Below are 18,354 nucleotides of genomic sequence, written 5' to 3'. Positions count from 1 at the left end.
CTATGCTAAAGTCGCCACATTTATTAGGAATCAAAGATCTGGATGAAGAATCCATTCAATTGATTGTTAAAACGGCCAGAGAATTTAAAGAGGTCCTAAATAGACCGATTAAAAAAGTTCCTTCTCTACGTGATGTGACGATTGCCAATATCTTCTTTGAGAATTCCACCCGGACCCGTTTATCTTTTGAACTAGCGGAGAAAAGACTTTCAGCCGACACCATTAACTTCTCTGCATCAGGGAGTTCGGTAAAAAAAGGAGAAAGCTTACTCGATACGGTCAATAACATCTTAGCCATGAAAGTGGATATGATTGTGATGCGCCACGCGAGTCCAGGGGCCCCACATTATTTAGCGAAACACATTAAGGCGAATATCATCAACGCAGGTGACGGAACGCATGAGCATCCCACGCAAGCCTTATTAGATACCTTCTCCCTACAAGAAAAATTGGGAGATTTAGCCGGCAAAAAAATCGCCATCATCGGGGATATATTGCATTCCAGAGTTGCCTTATCTAACATTTATGCCTTGAAGAAACAAGGAGCTGAAGTTCGTTTATGCGGACCTAGCACCTTAATTCCGAAGCATATACAAAGCCTAGGCGTGGAAGTTTCACACGATGTAAAAAGTACACTAGCTTGGTGTGATGCGGCGAACGTCCTTCGCATTCAACTAGAAAGACAGCAAATCAAATACTTCCCTAGCCTGCGCGAATACTCACAATTCTTCGGGATTAATCGCGCAATGCTAGAAGAACTGCCTAAAGAAATCGTTTTGATGCACCCTGGACCGATTAACCGCGGGGTGGAATTAAGCTCAGATGCGGCAGATTCACCGCATTCGATCATCTTAGATCAGGTAGAAAACGGGGTTGCGGTCAGAATGGCCGTGCTTTATTTACTCGCTTCGAGAGCTTCGTAAGCCAATAACATTTTTTGGGAGGAGATATTATTTCCACAGGCATAATGACCTAGTGGACAATTTTTCTTGCCGTGGTCGCCACAGGGACGGCAATCTAGTTTCTCTGTTACTTCGATGATTTGACTATGCTCTGCTAAAGGTCCAAAGCCAAAATCAGGTATGGTAGAGCAAAAAACCGCGACAGTAGGCGCATTTACCGCAGAAGAAAGGTGCATCGGACCAGAATCGTTGACGAAATTACCCTTACTTTGGGCAAAAATGGACGTAGAAGCTAATAAAGCGTGTTTTCCCGTCTCATTAAAAATGGGCCATCCTGGGCAGGCTTGTTCGATTTCATCTGAAGGAGACTTTTCAGTAGGCGATCCCATCAAGACAATGGCCTGATCTCGAGGCAATAAATGAATAAAATCAATCCACTTCTGAATGGGTAAACGCTTTGTCTCCCAAACACTCCCGGGAGAAATGCAGATATAATTCGTGGCCGGGGCTTGGACTTTTAAAGGATTCAAAAATGGTTTATGGACCTTATTTCCTAACCAATCGCTTAATAGAGCCGTATTTCGCTCCACTTCGTGGATACCAGTACCGAAAGGATGAGGGAAACTCTTCGTAAAAAACCAGGAAAGTGGATTTTTTGCGAAACCCAAAACCTGCTTCGAACCTATCATCAGACTCAATAAACCCATCCCGAAAAAGCGTTGAACCACGAAGACTTTATCGAAGGATTCGTGCTTTAAATTTGATTGCAATTCTAGCCAAGAAGCACGCTTATTTGCTTTATCATAAGCCCAAACGCGCTGTAAACACGTATGTGTGTAAGCTTGAAAAATGGATTCATTTCCTTTCCTCACTAACAAATGAATGGCCGTTTCGGGGGATTCCATTCGAATCTTTTCCAATAACGACGTCACTAAAACAGCATCCCCAAGGAAAGCGGTTTGAATAATTAATACTTTGGAAACTGGATTCATGGCAGAAAAGGAAGCAATTAGCCATAAAATTACTTATTTTTGGGATATTTTTCATTAAAACCCCTTACATGAATTCGATTCACCTGCATACCTTATCTAACGGAATCACCGTGGTTCACAGACAAGTGCTTCACACAGAAATTTCGCATTTAGGGATTATGTTAGACATTGGAAGTCGGGATGAACTAGCAGGAGAAGAGGGTTTAGCTCATTTTTGGGAGCATTTAGCCTTCAAAGGGACGAAGAAAAAAAGTAATATGGAAATCATTAACCGCCTAGAAATTTACGGCGGCGAATTGAATGCCTATACCACGAAGGAAAAAATCTGTTTTCATGCGTCCATTTTGAGCCCCTATTTCGAACGGGCTTTGGAATTATTAACGGATATCACATTCGAATCTGTTTTCCCAGAAAAGGAATTAGAGAAAGAAAGATCAGTCATTTTAGAGGAGATGTCGATGTATTATGACGCTCCAGAAGAGGCTATCCAGGATGATTTTGATGAACTATTATTCCCCAATCACCCGCTAGGAGTGAATATTTTAGGTACCACAGAAACGGTTCAATCTTTCCAAAAGAAAGACCTAGAAACCTTCATCGAACGAAACCTAGACACCTCCCGCATCGTCTTTTCCTCCATCGGAAAATTAGACCCTGCTAAGGTATTCGCCTGGTCAGAAAAGCATTTAGGCGTAATTAAGGCAAAAAAACAGATCGTAAAACGCATCGAGCCGAGTCCCATGATTCCGCTAACCAAGGTAATCAAAAGGGGAATTACGCAATCCCACGTAGCTTTAGGCCGCCAATCTTTCGCGATTGAAAACCCGAATAGACTGTCCTTTTTCTTATTAGTCAACCTACTCGGTGGACCTAGCATGAATTCCTTGCTAAACGTATCCGTTCGCGAACGGCACGGCCTAGTATATTCAATTGAAGCTAGTTTGACCTCTTTTTTGGATTCTGGTTTCTGGGCGATTTATTTCGGAACAGAACCAAATCAGGTGAACAAATCGTTGAAATTGATTCAAAAAGAGTTCACGAAACTACAAGAGAAGGAATTAACGGCCTCTTCATTGAAAAAGATTAAAAGCCAATTGAAAGGTCAATTAGCCATGGCAGAGGAAGGAAACCTTAATTTCATGTTGATGATGGCGAAAAATCTTTTAGATCGAGAAAAAATCGAGAGCCTAGAAGAGATTTTCGAACAAATTGATTTAATTGATAGCGCTCATATTCAATCCCTTGCAAATGAAATGTTGAATCCAGATTCGCTAAGTTATTTGATTTTCGAACCTTAATACGGTGCACCTCTACCTCCATATCCCTTTTTGTAGGCAAGCTTGTCATTACTGTGATTTTCATTTTTCGACGAATACAAGCCGAAAAGAGGAAATGGTACAGGCCTTGTGCCGCGAAATAGCCGCCCAGAAAGACTATTTAGAAGGTACTGAGCTACAAACGATCTATTTTGGTGGTGGAACCCCTTCCCTATTGTCAGCTACGGAATTAGAGGCCATTTTTAAGGCAATTCACGTATACCATAAAGTTGCAGCCGGAATAGAAATAACGTTAGAAGCTAATCCAGAGGATTTAAGCCTAGAATATTGCCAAATGATAGCCTCAAAGGGCATTAATCGGCTGAGCATCGGCATTCAATCTTTCCAAGAGAAAAACCTTCAATTGATGAATCGCAACCACAATGCTGACGATTCCGTTCAAGCCATTAATAATGCCCAAAATGCAGGCATACACAATATTAGTATCGATTTAATCTATGGAATTCCGTCGAATTCATCCGATGAACTACAAACTGATCTAGACTTAGCCACCTCATTCGGCGTCCCACATATCTCGGCTTATAGCTTAACAATTGAGCCTAAAACGGTATTTGGAGTACAAAAAAAGAAAGGCGATTTCGTTGAAATTCCTGATTCTGCCATGGCATCTGCCTTTCAACAAGTACGTAATTATTTAGAATCTAAAGGTTACGAAGGCTACGAGACCTCTAATTTTGCTAAAGACGAACAATATTCTGTCCATAATACCAGTTATTGGCAGCAAGAACCCTACCTAGGTGTTGGCCCATCTGCACACAGTTTCAACGGACATTCTAGGCAATGGAACGTCTCTAATAACGCCAAATACCTCAAGGATGGACATGCAATCGCCGAAAAAGAGGAGCTCAGCCCAGCTGATCAACTGAATGAATACCTGATGGTTCGTTTACGCACTAAGTGGGGAATTGACTTATCATTTGTCCGCAAATCCTTTCAGCTACTAGATCAACCTTATCCTGAGAAAGAATTTCAAGACTGGATTAATAAGGGTTTAGCCTATCTAGATGGCGCAAATTTAATTCTAATCGGTGAAGGTAAATTAATAGCTGACCGTTTGAGTAGTGATATTTTTGTGGTCTAAAGCCTTTTAGTAAATTTACATATCCATGGCAAAACGAATTGAATATACGAAGAAAACACCCGGCGCATCTAGCGGCGGCAATAAGTTTGAACGCCTTTCTAAAAAGAGCCCCAAGAAACAATCTTGGCTAAAAAAAATAGGTTTCTTCTTTCTTTATCTTTGGATTCTCAGCCTCTTTTCGGTCGTATTCCTGAAATTTTTCCCCGTTTATTTCACTCCTACCATGGTATCGAGAAAAATAGATGCATTATTGGATGGGAATCCTTCCAAGATTCATAGCCAATGGTCATCGTATAAAGAATTAGATAAAAATGCAGCTATTGCTGTGATTGCCTCCGAAGATCAAGCATTTCCTGATCACCATGGATTTGATTTTGACGCGATGTACGGAGCAGTAAAGCATAACATGAAGGGCAAAAAAATTAGAGGAGCCAGCACCATTTCTCAGCAGGTGGCTAAGAATGTCTTTCTTTGGCAAGATCGAAGCTATATTCGTAAAGGTCTCGAAGTATACTTTACCTTCTTGATTGAATTGATTTGGGGCAAAGAACGGATCCTTGAAGTGTATTTGAATGTGGCGGAGACAGGTCCGATGACTTTTGGTGTAGAAGCTGCCTGCAGACAGTATTATGGACACAGTGGAGCTGAAATAAGTACCTCAGAAGCGGCCAGAATTGCGGCAGTATTACCTAGTCCTAATCGATTCTCCATAGAACATCCGTCTGCCTACGTACGTAAACGCACTTCGACTATTCAACGACAAATGAGAGGTTTGGGTGGCGTAAAGTACCTAGATAATTTAAATTAATTCGATAGTGGGATCCCAAAAGTAGTTTCTAAAATCTTGAATTTGATCGTCTTTAATGATCAGTCCTTCGGCTTCTAATAATTCTTGCATCCGATTTCCGCCAAAAAAATTCTTTCCAGTCAAAACGCCATTTCTATTCACCACTCGATGAGCAGGAATCGACGCCTGACCGTGTGAGGCGTTCATCGCCCAACCTACTAACCTTGCCCCGCCTTTAGAACCTAAATAACCTGCAATAGCCCCATAAGAGCTTACTCGTCCTACGGGAATGAGGGAAACTACCTGGTAAATTACTCCAAAATCGGCCATTATTCTTCCTTACGCTCTTCGATTTCTTGACACAATTCTCCATACCATTTTTCGCCAAATTTGCGAATCAACGGTTCTTTCAAGAATACATAAATAGGGACTCCTAAAGACGCTCCATTAGAACAAGCATCTGAACAGATGGACCAACGATCGTAATTCAAAGCCGTATAATCGGCTAATTTAGCTAAGCGAATCGGATATAAATGGCAGGAAATAGGTTTTCTGAAATCGGTTTTACCCGCAAAATAAGCTTGTTCGATTCCGCACTTTAAATGACCTTTTTCATCGTATAAAGCATAGGCGCACTCGCGTCCTTCAATCACCGGAGTGGAAAAATCCCCCTCATCATCCTTCACCCAAGCACCCGATTTTTCTATTTCTTTCAGCCCTATCTCCGATAAAAAAGGTTTTATATCAACTTGGATTCGTTCCAAAATCTCTAATTCCTCTTCCTCCAAGGGTGCTCCTAAATCCCCTTCTACACAACAAGCGCCTTTACATTTAGCTAAATCACAAACAAAAAATTCGTCTGCAATGTCTGAGGAGATTACGGTATCGTCAATTAAAATCATCTGCTTTTTTTGAACCACAAAGGTACAGATTATAGTTTATATAGGTAATTTTACCTTATGAAATCCATTTGGATACTTTTGTGCTGTTTACCTGTTTTTGCGAAAACTTCCTTTCCTGACTCTTTACTGATAGGGAATGTTAAAGTATTCATACACCCTTCGGCTAAATCCATTTTAGATGCTGAACAAAAGCGATTAGGTGGTAACAAAAGATTCGTGGAGGGAATGAAAGAGAAAATGCGTTTCTATTTCCCTGTGATGGAGCCATTATTAGAATCTGCAGGTATCCCCAATGAATTCAAATACCTTTCTGTTCAAGAAAGTGGACTAAATCCAATCGCCGTATCAAGCTCTCAAGCGGTAGGCTATTGGCAATTTAAAGCCACTACTGCCATTGATGTGGGAATGAAGGTAAACGCGAACGTGGACGAAAGAAAGCATATTATAGAGGCTACAAAAGGGGCTGCGAATTATTTCACGCGTAATAACCGGGTATTAAATAACTGGGTGGGAACGCTTCTATCCTATCGCTTGGGTCTCGGGGCTGCGAAAAAAACGGACTATGTGATGGATTGGGTGGGTAAATCCGATATTCGGGTAGATTCGAGTACTGATTGGTATGTACTACGATTTTTAGCTTACCAAAAATTTTGGGCTGATGAATTCAAAAAAGACGATTCCTTGGGAATTAAACCCATAAACCAAGCAGAATTAATTTGTTACGGCAATTCTTGCGGTAAAAATCTTTATCAGATCGCAGACGAGTTAAATGTCAGTTACGATGATTTGAAGAAATACAATCCTTGGATATTGACTGATTATGTACCTGATGACAAGAATTATATTTTGTATCATCCATCGAACGCCACCTTTTTCGATAATTCACTGATAATTCCGGAGATTATGCCGGAGGAGGATTTTTTATTACCTCCTAAAAAGAAGCTAAAGAACCCGCAAAAGGAATAATCCATCGCGAATAGGCAATAATAAGGGCTCTACTCGGGAATCAGCAGCCACTTTTGTATTAAAATCACGCAAAGCCTCAGTTGATTTATCCTTCGCAGCTTCATCAATAATTTTACCACTCCATAACACATTATCCACTAGAATTAGCCCACCAGGCTTCATTTTATCTATCACTAGATCAAAATAAAGCGCATAATTACGTTTATCAGCATCAATAAATACGAGGTCAATAGGACCAGCGATAGAAGAAATTTCGACTGCCGCATCCTTAATTCGGTAATCAATTTGAGCCTTATACGGCGAACGATCAAAGAAAGAACGCGTAAAGCTTTCTAATTCTTCGTTCACATCAATCGTGATTAATCGTCCACCTTGTTGTAATCCTTCGGCTAAACAAAGTGCAGAATAACCCGTATAAGTTCCGATTTCAAGGATTAAGGAAGGTTGATAGACTTTGGAAATAAAGGACAAAAAACGACCTTGTAAATGGCCTGAAAGCATCCGTGGCTGCAACACCATCGCGTGTGTCTCCCGAACCAACTCCTTCAACAGGTCATTTTCAGGCTCAGAATGCAAACGAGCATATTCCTCAATACCTTCGTCGATGAATTCCATCTATTTAATACCTGTATAAAAGAAGTCCAAAGAATTATCCGGATCCTGACTCAAGAAATAGTCATCCACCTGTATCGAACTCACGAGTGAATCATTCGACTTAGACAAGGATAGACGACTCATTCGATTCGCGATATCGTAAGGAACCTGCAACCAGGTTCTTGGTAATTTATATTGGAGATTGAAAATATCAAAGCGGGTAATTTTCTTCACCGCCACCTTATTCTCTTCGTAATAATCCATCACTTTTTGATTCCCATGAACCCCTTCTGTGATTACTTCAGAAAAGTGTTTTTTCATCAAATCACGTAATTCAGGGGCTAAATATTCTCTTACATGCCACGGATTACGTGTCAAAGAGAATTTCTTATTCACCGTAGTTAAGTATAATTTACCTCCTGGCTTTAACACGCGAGCCGCCTCTGCTAAGAAAAAGTCATCATTTTCAATGTGTTCAATTACCTGAAAAGTAACCACATAATCAAAGTGATTAGAGGGTAAATCCTGCAAGGGAGGTAAAAACATATCGATAAACTTGAACTTCGGATACGTCTTTGATAGACTTTCCATCAATTCTGTATTCTTATCGACACCTGTATATGCACTTATTGCATCTGCTAACACAGCTACACCACGTCCTGTGCCACATCCAATCTCTAATAAATTGCCTGAAAGCAATTTGCTAACGTGGATATAGGGATATAATAAACGTTGATGAACGGGATTATCTGAGGGAATATCAGAGGACGCAATTTCGGTAGTTTTATACATTCTAAAAGGATTAAGACTCATTCAAGTTCAAAGGTAAGGAATTATCTAGCTGAAATGTTAAAAAAAATGCCGACCTTCGTGCAAAATTTCAAGCAACGACGTGTCAGAAGAAAACGAATCAAGACCCCCATTTAAGCGACCATTTAGGCATTTTACAGCGCCCGTAACAGACAATAAAGAGTTTGTATTTGGGGTGCAATCTGTACTAGAAACCCTTCGTTCGGGGAAGGAAATTGATCGTTTATTAGTTCAAAGAGAACTTGGAAACACGGAAATCCTTGATTTAGCCAAAGAAAAAGGCATACAAGTACAAAAGGTACCTTTGGAAAAATTAAATCGCATCACGCGTAAAAATCACCAAGGGGCTATCGCCTTCGTTTCTGCTATTCATTATGCGAAATTAGAAAATGTCATCGCAGACACATTTGAAAAAGGAGAAATTCCTTTCATTTTAATCTTAGACCGTATTACGGACGTTAGAAACTTTGGTGCTATCGCTCGTACGGCCGAATGTGCTGGTGTTCACGCGATTGTTTTACCTTCTCGCGGTGCCGCTCAAATCAATGCGGATGCCATGAAGACCTCTTCAGGAGCATTGAACTTTATTCCGGTTTGTAAAGAAGATAGCCTTATTCAGACCATCGATTTCTTACAAAACTCGGGTTTACGTGTGGTGGCGTGTACGGAAAAAGCAAAGAGTAGCATTTACGAAATCGACTACAAAGACCCCATTGCGATCATTATGGGATCTGAAGAAGATGGAATCACCGACGAAATCATCCGTAAATCAGATGAAATCGCTAAAATTCCTCAAACAGGTCAAGTAGGTTCTTTAAATGTTTCTGTGGCGGCGGGTGTCATTATTTTCGAGACCGTTCGCCAGCGCTCTATTTAATTTTTACGAAGAATTTGGAAGGCTGAAGCTTGCGCTTTAGGCAAAATAGTCACGTCCGCAATATTCACGTGTGCCGGTGCCATAATAATATAGTGAATTAAATCCGCCACATCTTCAGCCACTAAAGGTTCGTATCCAGCATAAACGGAGGCTGCTTTCGCCGAATCACCCTTAAAACGTATTTCAGAAAACTCGGTGTTTACCGCACCCGGAGCTACATTAGATACTTTGATGCCAAATGGATTTAAATCTAAGCGCATACCAGCAGATAAAGCTTCCACAGCGGCCTTAGAGGCACAATAGACATTTCCATTCGGATACGTTTGTTTACCCGCTATGGAGGATAGATTAATGATATGACCTGATTCGCGAGCTACCATTCCCTTCATTACCTCTTTCGATACATATAATAAACCTGTCACATTAGAGGACATCATCGCCTCCCAATCAGCCACGTCTCCATCTTGAATTGCGGACATGCCATGCGCATTTCCGGCATTATTTATCAAGACATCAATATTTTTCCAATCGGCCGATAAAGAATCAAAAGCTGAAATAACCGATTTCTGATCCGTCACATCAAAGACCAAAATAATTGATTCAACACCTAAACTTACCTTTAATTCCTCTAATCGCTCTTTTCTTCGACCACAAAGAATTAAACGAAAACCGTCTTTAGCTAAGGATTGGGCAGTGGCGCGGCCGATTCCGGAACTCGCACCTGTGATGCAGGCAATTTTATTCATACGATTAATTATATGCGAAGGTAAGCGCAAAGAGGTGTTCTAAAAAATTTGAACGTAATTTGTAAAAAAAATCGCTTACCCGCATGAACTTTTTAATCGTTGGACTGGGCAACATAGGCCCACAGTATTTATTTACACGGCATAACATCGGGTTTATGGCGATAGATTATTTAGCCAAACAAAAAGAGCTATCCTTTAAGACAGACCGGCTAGCTTCTGTTGCCTCCTATAAGTTAAAAAGTCACACGATCTATTTGATTAAGCCCACCACTTTTATGAACCTAAGTGGAAAAGCGGTGAATTATTGGTTGTCCTATTATAAGATTGAAAAAGAAAACATGCTCGTTTTAGTGGACGACCTGGCCCTACCCTTCGAGACCTTGCGATTAAAGCCCAAAGGTTCACCTGGCGGACACAATGGTTTAAAAAGTATCGAAGAAGTTCTAGGTGGATCAGAATACCCTCGTTTGCGGATGGGAATTGGGAGTGATTTTCCTAAAGGTCGACAAGCAGATTATGTCTTAAGTAACTTTCCAGAGGCAGAATTAGAAGTGATTCCCTTCATTTTGAACAAAACCGTGGAGATAATAGAAACATTCTGCTCCGAAGGCCTCACCAAAACAATGAACAAATACAACCAATGATTGTACTATTTAAAGAATATTTGAATTTTTCCGTAATTTTATAATAAGAATTATTCAAATGTATTAAAATAATATGCCAAATATTATTTTGTATACGTATCAAAAATATACTTTTTATTCTGATCCTTGTCCCTAATTCAGAATTATTCAAAAATTAAACACCGAAATAGACTAAAATAAAGTTTTGTCATATTAAAAAAATGCAATAATTTTGTATTGTTGATTTAGATAATAAATATAACAAAAATATGAAGAAGACATTATTATTAGCTAGTTGTTTAATTGGATTAAACCTAGTCGCGGTAGCAGGAGAAAACGCACGTTCATTGAATCGTTCAAACGATTTATCAGTACAATCAGAAACATTATCAGAAGTGATCACCTCATTGATTCGCAAAGACGCTCAAGTTAAGAGTGCAAGCGCAGCGAGTTTGACAATATCGATTTTAGAAGATTTTCAAAATAACAAAACACAATACTTAAAGGTATCTGAAACAGAAAAAGTGGTTTTCAACCAAACCATCAAAACTATTTCTGAGCAGGGACAAAATTTTTCAGACGGCAATACGTTAAACTGGATCAAGGAAATTAATCAAGCAGCAAAAAAGATCAACATCGTTTGGTCTATTGTTAGCACGGAGCCCGTTATCGACATCAATTTCGATAATAGCTCTGAACAACAAGAGCACTTGATTGTGATGTTATAATTAGATTGTTAGTAGTTTTCATAGTTAAATAGGTTTAGAGGTAAACAGAAAAGGTGAAGTTTTTAACTTCACCTTTTTTTATTTTTTTGCACTAAACTCATAAAATATGGAGAAAAGCATTATATTTGTATAAATTTTCATAGTTAAATAGGTTTAGAGGTTAAACAAATAAGGCCAGAAGTTTCTTCTGACCTTATTTTTATTTAATCCCTGTCCTGATTTAGAGGCCTAATTAACGGTTCCTCCATTCCAAATTTTCTTATGAGGTTGCACTAATGCGAGACTTCCATCCGCATCTTCGGCCAGTAGAATCATTCCTTCGCTATCGATACCCATCATTTTACGCGGAGCCAGATTAGCTAAAAAAGTCACCTGCTTACCTAAAAGATCCTCAGGCGCAAAATGCTCTGCAATGCCACTCAGAATGGTTCGAGTCACAAAACCATCATTCACCTGAAGTTTTAACAACTTCTTACTCTTCTCCATCTTCTCTGCTGAAATGATTTCACCAATACGAATATCCATTTTGGCAAAATCATCAAAGGCAATGGTCTCTTTCAAGGCTGGTACCGATTTCGATGCTAAATCCATCTGTGTTTTTGTTTGAACTAATTTATCAACTTGTTTTTGTACGGCCTCGTCCTCAATTTTCTCAAATAACAAACCTGGATTCTGCAAAGCAGATCCTGCCGAAATCACTTCGAAATCACCCAAACTCGACCACTCAAAACTAGTCATCCCTAAGGCTGAGCGTAATTTCTGAGCGCTGAATGGAATAAATGGCTCCAAGGCAATACTTGCCTGCGCAACCAGCTGAACCGCATAATTCAAGACCGTTCCTGCTTTAGCCGGATCTTCCTTCATTATCTTCCAAGGCTCTGCTTCTGCTAAATACTTATTACCCAAACGGGCAATCTCCATAGCTAAAACAAGCGCATCGCGGAATTTATAATTTTCTAAAGCCGTCTCTAATTTTGCAGGAATTTCCGCCATAGCTGCCATTAAATCAGCTTCTAAACCAGTGCCCTCCCCTTTCGGCGGCACCACTGAATTAAAGTTCTTATCAATTAAAACAAAGGCTCGATTCACGAAATTGCCTAAAATGGCGACTAATTCGGAGTTGTTTTTGGTCTGAAAATCTGCCCAAGTAAAATCCGCATCCTTTGTTTCTGGACTCGATGCCGTTAACGCATAACGTAAGACGTCTTGCTTCCCTGGAAAATCCACTAAATATTCATGAAGCCACACAGCCCAATTGCGTGATGTCGAAATCTTATCCCCTTCAAGGTTCATAAACTCATTCGCCGGCACCTGATCCGCTAATTGATAGCCTCCATGCGCCATACACATGGCTGGGAAAATCAAACAATGGAAGACAATATTATCTTTTCCAATAAAATGTACAATGCGACTATCCTTCGCTTTCCAATAGGTTTCCCATTCCGGCGTTAATTGCTTCGTCATGGAGATATAACCGATAGGAGCATCAAACCACACGTAAAGCACTTTCCCATCCGTATCCGGCAAAGGAATAGGCACACCCCAGTTTAAATCACGCGTCATGGCACGAGGTTTCAAACCTTCTTGCAGCCATGACTTCACTTGTCCCGTCACATTCGATTTCCATTCCGGATGTGAGGCGACATATTTTTCTAATTCTGGCTGCCATTTATCTAAGGGCAAAAACCAGTTTTTAGTAGGCCTTAATACTGGCTGAGATCCACTCAATGCAGATTTAGGGTTCAATAATTCAGTCGGAGAAAGCGTCGTTCCACATTTTTCACACTGATCACCATAGGCGCCAGCTTGCTTGCAAGACGGGCAATCCCCTGTGATGTAGCGATCCGCTAAGAATTGTTTGGCCTCTTCATCGTAAAATTGTTCCGTTACTTCCTCAATGAATTTCCCTTCCTTGTATAATTTCAAAAAGAACTCTTGGGAAACCTCGTGATGTATAGGATCAGAAGTACGACCATATATATCAAAGGATATGCCAAATTGCTCGAAAGAATCTTTGATTTCTGTATAATAATAATCAACCACTTGTTGAGGTGTTTTTCTCTCTTTAGCTGCCTTAATCGTAATAGGAACCCCATGTTCATCTGTTCCAGACACGAAAATTACGTCCTTTTTCTGTAGTCGTAAATACCGAACATAGATATCTGCTGGCAAGTAACAACCAGCTAAATGACCAATGTGTATGGGTCCATTCGCATAAATTAACGCTGCGGTAACCGTTGTCCGGGAAAAGTCTGACATAAAATTCTTTAAATTGAAAGAACAAAAATAGGTAAAAACATTCATTGAAATAATTGATTCACCTATTGCGCATCAAAAAAATATGATTATCTTTGCACACAATTTAAAAAAACAGACAAAAGAAAATGTTAATTATTTCAATAAAAGAGAACGAATCAATTGATAAAGCTTTAAAGCGCTTTAAGAAGAAATTTGAAAAAACAGGAGTAGTTAAAGAACTACGTAGAAGATCTGCTTTCGAAAAACCTTCTATAGGTCGTCGTAAAGAAATGATTCGTGCTGCTTATAAGCAGATTACTTACGGAAATATTAATAACTAATTTCCTATAAATTCTTTACAGGAATTGACTAATTTCGATTATGAATCGTGAATTAGTCAATTTTTTTTTGGACCACCTGTCCATAGAAAGGCGTCTCAGCCCGCACACGATTACCTCCTATTCAATTGATTTAGAGCAATTTATCGCTTTTATAGAACCACGGAAACTCCTAGAGGTTCAAGCGATGGATGTACGCAAGTGGCTCATTAGTCTATCAGATGATACCATTCAAAACCGGAGCATAAATCGCAAATTAGCCACTTTACGCACCTTCTATAAATACTTATTGAGAAGCGGAAAAGTGGCTGAGAATCCCATGACATCCATCCGGATGGTGAAAACCACGAAGAAATTGCCGCACTTTGTTCGGGAATCAGAGATGGAAAACTTGGTGGAGAACCGAAAAATAGCCAGCAATTTCAGCGAAGCTAGAGACCAACTCATCCTATTTTTACTGTATGGCACTGGAATTCGACTCGCGGAATTAATTTCTTTACAGAATAGTCAGGTTAATCTAGCGGCAAAAACGATTCGAGTGATTGGTAAGCGCAATAAGGAACGTGTTATTCCGATTCCACAGCTTTTAATAGAGCTTATCCAGGCGTATCGGGGCTTTTGCACCTTCGAAAACTCCCAATTATTACTCACAGATAAAGGTGATCCACTATATCCAATGTTTGTTCAACGTTTAGTTAAAAAAAATCTAGGGGAATTTAGCCAACTAGAAAAGTTGTCGCCACACGTTTTACGACATACGTATGCTACGCATCTATTGAATCGAGGGGCAGATTTAAATGCCATCAAAGAGTTATTAGGTCATGCTAATCTAGCGGCGACACAGGTTTATACCCATAATTCGATGGAAAAAATGAAGGCGATCTACCTTCAAGCGCATCCTAAAGCCTAATCAGCTAATACAACTGGGCCTTTTTGATTAATTTGAGAGACATACTGCTCTGAACCTATGCCCAAAGCAGCGAATTCCGCGGCCATGGCTTTAGCTACTTTTTTAGCGGTTTCTTCTCCTTTAGATAAGGCGAAAAGAGAGGGACCCGAGCCAGAAATCGAGCAACCTAACGCTCCATTCGAAATCGCAGCAGCTTTTACTTCCGCGAAACCAGGTATTAAGATGGCGCGTGACGGCTCGATAATTACATCCACGAGGGAACGTCCGATTAAGTCATAATCAGGCAATAAGAGACCGGCTACGAGCCCTGCTACGTTACCCATTTGGGTGATGGTAGTTGATAAAGAAATCTCTTTATCTAAAATTCCACGGGCATCTTTCGTATTCACCTCAATTTGTGGATGGACGATACTCGCATATAAATCTGCCGGAACAGGTACTTGAATGATATCTAAAGGATCGTAAGAACGAATGATAATAAAGCCGCCTAATAGCGATGGACCCACATTGTCCGCATGCGCGGAGCCGCAGGCGACGCGCTCGCCTTCCATCGCGAAGGGCAAGAGGTCTTTTGTGGATAGTGGGCGGCCCATTAATTCATTTACCGCAAAAACGCCCGCTACGGCGGATGCCGCAGAGGAACCTAAACCAGATCCTAGCGGCATATCCTTGTGCAAGGAAAGCTCGAAACCTTGGTCTTCGCGACCGATGAATTCTAAATATTTTTGGATGGCGATACCGGCGGTATTTTTCTCTACTGCCTTAGGTAAACGTCCCTCATCACCCGTAATTTCATTAATGATAATCCCAGGTGTAGACTTCTTTTCTAATACGACCTCATCACCTGGATGATTCACTGCAAAACCGAAGATATCAAATCCACAAGCCACATTCGCTACCGTTGCAGGCGCATATACGCGTATCTTTTCCATATTATGCGAGATGACTACCGATGGACACAATATCTGCGAAAACTCCTGATGCTGTTACTTCTGCACCCGCCCCAGGCCCCTTAATGACTAAAGGACGATCGTGGTAACGTTTCGTTGTAAAAGCGATGACATTATCTGCTCCATCCATTTGATAGAATGGATGAGACGAGCCTACAGAACGTAAACCGATGGTTATTTTTTGATCCTTTAAACAAGCGATATAACGCAAGACTTCTCCTTTAGCCGCGGCCTCATTGACTAATTTCTCAAAGAAATCATTCGACTTATCTATTTCCTCAAAGAAAGCTTCCACCGTAGGTGCCGCCTCACAAGCTGGAGGAATAATTTTTTCAATCGTAATGTCCGAAAACTCTAATTTCAAACCGATTTCGCGGCTCAAAATCAATATTTTACGCGCCACATCCATCCCACTTAAATCTTCCCGCGGATCTGGCTCGGTATATCCTTTTTGTTTGGCAATTCTCAAAACCTCTCCAAACGATTTTCCTGGCTTAAATTGATTAAACAAGAAAGATAAAGTTCCCGAAAGTATCCCTTCGATTTTTTCAAAACGATCCCCTGAGGAAATCAACCCTTGCAAAGTATTAATAACCGGCAAACCCGCTCCCACATTCGTCTCATATAAGAATTTAACTCCTTTAGCCAGAGCCGTTTGATGCAATTGCGCATATAAGTCATACGGACCTGAATTCGCTACTTTATTAGGCGTGACTACCGAAATATTCGACTGAAACAAGCCTAAATAATTTGTATATATTTCTTTACTTGCTGTACAATCCGCAAAGATGGAATTGGGCAGGTTTAAGGTTTTAATTTGGTCAATAAATTGGGCTAAATCAGTGGGCTCACCTACCTGATCTAATAAGGTTAACCCGTGTTTTAATTCGATGCCATCTTCCTGAATTAATTGCTTGCGACTGTTCGCAATTCCTGTTAATCGGATACGCACCCCCTTGTATTTAGTCAAATAATTTTCCTGACCAATAATTTGCTTCAATAATGTCTTCCCTATTAATCCAGCTCCTACTAAAAAGAGGTTCAATGTTTTGATTTGGGAAAAGAAAAAAGTCTCGTGAATTACATTTAAGGCCTTTGAGAGGTCTTTCTGTTCAATCACGACCGAAATATTTAATTCCGACGATCCTTGTGCCGTAGCGACAATATTTATCCCATTTTTTCCCAAAGAAGAGAATAATTTACCACTCACACCGGTATGCTTGCGCATCCCTTCACCTACAACCGCAATCACAGAAAGATCGTTTTGAATATCAATTCCCTCGATATCTCCAGAAGCCATTTCTGCTGCAAATTCTTTAGCCAATACCTTGCGTACCTTTTCAGATACCGCAGGATCAATCGCAAAACAAATACTATGCTCAGAAGAAGCTTGTGAAATCAAGACTACTGATATTTTTTCGCGCGCTAAAACGGTAAATAATTTGGCCGAAACCCCGGCCACACCGATCATACCAGAACCTTGCAAATTAACCAACGCTAATTGATCGATGGAAGAAATTCCAGTAATAATATAAGGACTTCCCGTAGGCTCTTTACTCACAACTGTTCCTTTAAAACCTGCATTAAAAGTATTCAAGACCCGAATGGGAATATTCTTAGCAAACGCTGGCTGCAAAGAGGGTGGATAAATGACCTTAGCTCCGAAATGGGTTAATTCCATCGCTTCCGCATAAGAAATCGACGGAATCGTAAAGGCAGATTTCACTTTTCGGGGATCTGCGGTCATCATTCCATCCACATCCGTCCAAATTTCAATTTCCTTTACGCCTAAGGCTGCCCCTAGAACAGAGGCCGTATAATCTGATCCACCACGACCTAAGGTCGTCGTTTCCCCTTTCGAATTCGAAGCAATAAATCCTGTCACAAGTCCTATTGAACCTTTATTGGTTTCAAAATAAGCAGAAATCAAGGAATTAGTCACCGAAAAATCAACTTCTGAATGACTAAAGGCGCTATTCGTTTTAATAATATCCCGAGCATCTACATATACGACAGGAAGACCCTTTTCATGTAAAATAGCGTACACTAAATAGGTCGATAGGCGCTCGCCAAAACTAACCAACAGGTCAGATGTCTTAGGAGAGATCTCCTTAATCAAATTGATTCCTTTTAAAACATCCCGTAATTCATTCACCAACGTACGCACGTGCGCAATCACCTGACTTTGTCCCTTAACAGGAATAAAGTGCTTAATTACATCGAAATGACGTGTTTCAATCGTTTCAATCAGTGTATTGATTGTGGTTTTTGGCTGAGCCGCAAGGGCGCCCGCTTCCAACAATTGATTGGTCACACCACCCATGGCAGAAAAGACAACGGCAAAGTCTGAGGAGGATTTCCAGTTTGACTCTATAATAGCCAAAACGGATTGAATACTTTCGATGCTTCCACAACTTGTCCCACCGAATTTTAGGATTTTTTCCATTAATAAAGAAAACAAAATGATTCTCAACTCTACAAACAGCTGAGATATAAGGACAAATATACGAATTTAGGCCGTATTTTGACCAAGAATTCGGTGAGCTTTATGCTTTCTTTTACTAGAATTCCTG

The 18,354-nt window shown here is 40.3% G+C and carries 19 protein-coding genes; 10 read left to right on the top strand and 9 right to left on the bottom strand.

What is annotated here, in order from left to right:
• The first annotated feature begins 2 nt into the window (after positions 1-2).
• Positions 3-923, top strand: a complete 921-nt coding sequence (locus ACST13_RS01760; protein WP_459521500.1) for an aspartate carbamoyltransferase catalytic subunit — start codon at positions 3-5, stop codon at positions 921-923.
• Here the strand turns inward: ACST13_RS01760 and ACST13_RS01755 are convergent.
• Positions 896-1,894: a glycosyltransferase family 9 protein gene (locus ACST13_RS01755; RefSeq protein WP_459521499.1), complete on the bottom strand. Its 999-nt coding sequence runs from the start codon at positions 1,892-1,894 to the stop codon at positions 896-898. The two genes, ACST13_RS01760 and ACST13_RS01755, sit on opposite strands and share 28 nt — an antisense overlap.
• 68 nt (positions 1,895-1,962) lie before the next feature.
• Between ACST13_RS01755 and ACST13_RS01750 the strand changes: the two genes are divergently transcribed.
• Genes ACST13_RS01750 through mtgA form a run of 3 tightly spaced genes read left to right on the top strand, consistent with a single transcriptional unit; the run spans position 1,963 to position 5,120 of the window.
• Positions 1,963-3,192 carry a M16 family metallopeptidase gene (locus tag ACST13_RS01750; protein ID WP_459521498.1) on the top strand — a complete coding sequence of 410 codons (1,230 nt, stop codon included), beginning with the start codon at positions 1,963-1,965 and terminating at the stop codon, positions 3,190-3,192.
• Between the two features lie 4 nt (positions 3,193-3,196).
• A complete protein-coding gene (gene hemW / locus ACST13_RS01745) occupies positions 3,197-4,312 on the top strand; it encodes a radical SAM family heme chaperone HemW (RefSeq protein ID WP_459521497.1) in 1,116 nt (371 codons plus the stop codon).
• Between the two features lie 25 nt (positions 4,313-4,337).
• Positions 4,338-5,120 carry a monofunctional biosynthetic peptidoglycan transglycosylase gene (gene mtgA / locus ACST13_RS01740; RefSeq protein ID WP_459521496.1) on the top strand — a complete coding sequence of 261 codons (783 nt, stop codon included), beginning with the start codon at positions 4,338-4,340 and terminating at the stop codon, positions 5,118-5,120.
• Here the strand turns inward: mtgA and ACST13_RS01735 are convergent.
• Positions 5,112-5,429 carry an MGMT family protein gene (locus tag ACST13_RS01735; protein WP_459521495.1) on the bottom strand — a complete coding sequence of 106 codons (318 nt, stop codon included), beginning with the start codon at positions 5,427-5,429 and terminating at the stop codon, positions 5,112-5,114. The two genes, mtgA and ACST13_RS01735, sit on opposite strands and share 9 nt — an antisense overlap.
• Positions 5,429-6,001, bottom strand: a complete 573-nt coding sequence (locus ACST13_RS01730; RefSeq protein WP_459521494.1) for a DUF3109 family protein — start codon at positions 5,999-6,001, stop codon at positions 5,429-5,431. The genes ACST13_RS01735 and ACST13_RS01730 overlap by 1 nt, the downstream gene beginning before the upstream one ends.
• Positions 6,002-6,058: 57 nt before the next feature.
• Here ACST13_RS01730 and ACST13_RS01725 point away from each other — a divergent pair, with 57 nt between their 5' ends.
• On the top strand, positions 6,059-6,967 hold the full coding sequence (locus ACST13_RS01725; RefSeq protein WP_459521493.1) for a lytic transglycosylase domain-containing protein: 909 nt from the start codon (positions 6,059-6,061) through the stop codon (positions 6,965-6,967).
• On the opposite strand, the gene ACST13_RS01720 is transcribed toward ACST13_RS01725, so the two are convergent.
• Positions 6,944-7,582 (bottom strand): O-methyltransferase, encoded by a 639-nt coding sequence (locus tag ACST13_RS01720; RefSeq protein WP_459521492.1) that lies wholly within the window; start codon positions 7,580-7,582, stop codon positions 6,944-6,946. The two genes, ACST13_RS01725 and ACST13_RS01720, sit on opposite strands and share 24 nt — an antisense overlap.
• Entirely contained in the window at positions 7,583-8,353 is a 771-nt protein-coding gene (locus ACST13_RS01715) for a class I SAM-dependent methyltransferase (RefSeq protein WP_459521491.1), read from the bottom strand.
• 100 nt (positions 8,354-8,453) lie between these two features.
• On the opposite strand from ACST13_RS01715, the gene rlmB reads away from it, so the two are divergent.
• A complete protein-coding gene (gene rlmB / locus ACST13_RS01710; RefSeq protein ID WP_459460307.1) occupies positions 8,454-9,248 on the top strand; it encodes a 23S rRNA (guanosine(2251)-2'-O)-methyltransferase RlmB in 795 nt (264 codons plus the stop codon).
• Here the strand turns inward: rlmB and ACST13_RS01705 are convergent.
• Positions 9,245-9,994, bottom strand: a complete 750-nt coding sequence (locus ACST13_RS01705; RefSeq protein WP_459521490.1) for an SDR family NAD(P)-dependent oxidoreductase — start codon at positions 9,992-9,994, stop codon at positions 9,245-9,247. The genes rlmB and ACST13_RS01705 overlap by 4 nt on opposite strands.
• An 83-nt stretch (positions 9,995-10,077) precedes the next feature.
• Between ACST13_RS01705 and pth the strand changes: the two genes are divergently transcribed.
• Positions 10,078-10,638, top strand: a complete 561-nt coding sequence (gene pth, locus ACST13_RS01700) for an aminoacyl-tRNA hydrolase (RefSeq protein WP_459521489.1) — start codon at positions 10,078-10,080, stop codon at positions 10,636-10,638.
• Between the two features lie 248 nt (positions 10,639-10,886).
• On the top strand, positions 10,887-11,345 hold the full coding sequence (locus ACST13_RS01695; RefSeq protein ID WP_459521488.1) for a hypothetical protein: 459 nt from the start codon (positions 10,887-10,889) through the stop codon (positions 11,343-11,345).
• A 228-nt stretch (positions 11,346-11,573) separates the two neighbouring features.
• Here the strand turns inward: ACST13_RS01695 and metG are convergent, their stop codons facing one another.
• Positions 11,574-13,604 carry a methionine--tRNA ligase gene (gene metG / locus ACST13_RS01690; RefSeq protein ID WP_459521487.1) on the bottom strand — a complete coding sequence of 677 codons (2,031 nt, stop codon included), beginning with the start codon at positions 13,602-13,604 and terminating at the stop codon, positions 11,574-11,576.
• A 125-nt stretch (positions 13,605-13,729) separates the two neighbouring features.
• On the opposite strand from metG, the gene rpsU reads away from it, so the two are divergent.
• Positions 13,730-13,924, top strand: coding sequence for a 30S ribosomal protein S21 (gene rpsU / locus ACST13_RS01685; RefSeq protein WP_459521486.1), 195 nt, complete (start codon positions 13,730-13,732; stop codon positions 13,922-13,924).
• A gap of 40 nt (positions 13,925-13,964) precedes the next feature.
• Positions 13,965-14,831 carry a tyrosine-type recombinase/integrase gene (locus tag ACST13_RS01680; protein ID WP_459521485.1) on the top strand — a complete coding sequence of 289 codons (867 nt, stop codon included), beginning with the start codon at positions 13,965-13,967 and terminating at the stop codon, positions 14,829-14,831.
• Here the strand turns inward: ACST13_RS01680 and ACST13_RS01675 are convergent.
• Together ACST13_RS01675 and thrA are read right to left on the bottom strand one after the other, a co-directional pair.
• The gene (locus tag ACST13_RS01675; protein ID WP_459521484.1) at positions 14,828-15,763 is read right to left on the bottom strand and encodes a homoserine kinase; all 936 of its coding nucleotides are present in this window, start codon (positions 15,761-15,763) and stop codon (positions 14,828-14,830) included. The genes ACST13_RS01680 and ACST13_RS01675 overlap by 4 nt on opposite strands.
• 1 nt (position 15,764) lies before the next feature.
• A complete protein-coding gene (gene thrA, locus ACST13_RS01670) occupies positions 15,765-18,227 on the bottom strand; it encodes a bifunctional aspartate kinase/homoserine dehydrogenase I (RefSeq protein WP_459521483.1) in 2,463 nt (820 codons plus the stop codon).
• Positions 18,228-18,354: the final 127 nt, after the last annotated feature.

The sequence above is a fragment of the Aquirufa sp. A-Brett2-W8 genome, from assembly GCF_054558755.1.
This window is presented reverse-complemented; position numbering and strand designations above follow the sequence as displayed.

Coding starts and splice junctions, on each gene's coding strand:
- ACST13_RS01715 (WP_459521491.1), bottom strand. CDS start 8,353: ATGTATAAAACTACCGAAATTGCGTCCTCTGATATTCCCTCAGATAAT.
- thrA (WP_459521483.1), bottom strand. CDS start 18,227: ATGGAAAAAATCCTAAAATTCGGTGGGACAAGTTGTGGAAGCATCGAA.
- ACST13_RS01725 (WP_459521493.1), top strand. CDS start 6,059: ATGAAATCCATTTGGATACTTTTGTGCTGTTTACCTGTTTTTGCGAAA.
- rpsU (WP_459521486.1), top strand. CDS start 13,730: ATGTTAATTATTTCAATAAAAGAGAACGAATCAATTGATAAAGCTTTA.
- metG (WP_459521487.1), bottom strand. CDS start 13,604: ATGTCAGACTTTTCCCGGACAACGGTTACCGCAGCGTTAATTTATGCG.
- ACST13_RS01730 (WP_459521494.1), bottom strand. CDS start 6,001: ATGATTTTAATTGACGATACCGTAATCTCCTCAGACATTGCAGACGAA.
- ACST13_RS01695 (WP_459521488.1), top strand. CDS start 10,887: ATGAAGAAGACATTATTATTAGCTAGTTGTTTAATTGGATTAAACCTA.
- pth (WP_459521489.1), top strand. CDS start 10,078: ATGAACTTTTTAATCGTTGGACTGGGCAACATAGGCCCACAGTATTTA.
- ACST13_RS01680 (WP_459521485.1), top strand. CDS start 13,965: ATGAATCGTGAATTAGTCAATTTTTTTTTGGACCACCTGTCCATAGAA.
- ACST13_RS01720 (WP_459521492.1), bottom strand. CDS start 7,582: ATGGAATTCATCGACGAAGGTATTGAGGAATATGCTCGTTTGCATTCT.
- ACST13_RS01735 (WP_459521495.1), bottom strand. CDS start 5,429: ATGGCCGATTTTGGAGTAATTTACCAGGTAGTTTCCCTCATTCCCGTA.
- ACST13_RS01705 (WP_459521490.1), bottom strand. CDS start 9,994: ATGAATAAAATTGCCTGCATCACAGGTGCGAGTTCCGGAATCGGCCGC.
- ACST13_RS01760 (WP_459521500.1), top strand. CDS start 3: ATGCTAAAGTCGCCACATTTATTAGGAATCAAAGATCTGGATGAAGAA.
- ACST13_RS01750 (WP_459521498.1), top strand. CDS start 1,963: ATGAATTCGATTCACCTGCATACCTTATCTAACGGAATCACCGTGGTT.
- ACST13_RS01755 (WP_459521499.1), bottom strand. CDS start 1,894: ATGAATCCAGTTTCCAAAGTATTAATTATTCAAACCGCTTTCCTTGGG.
- mtgA (WP_459521496.1), top strand. CDS start 4,338: ATGGCAAAACGAATTGAATATACGAAGAAAACACCCGGCGCATCTAGC.
- ACST13_RS01675 (WP_459521484.1), bottom strand. CDS start 15,763: ATGGAAAAGATACGCGTATATGCGCCTGCAACGGTAGCGAATGTGGCT.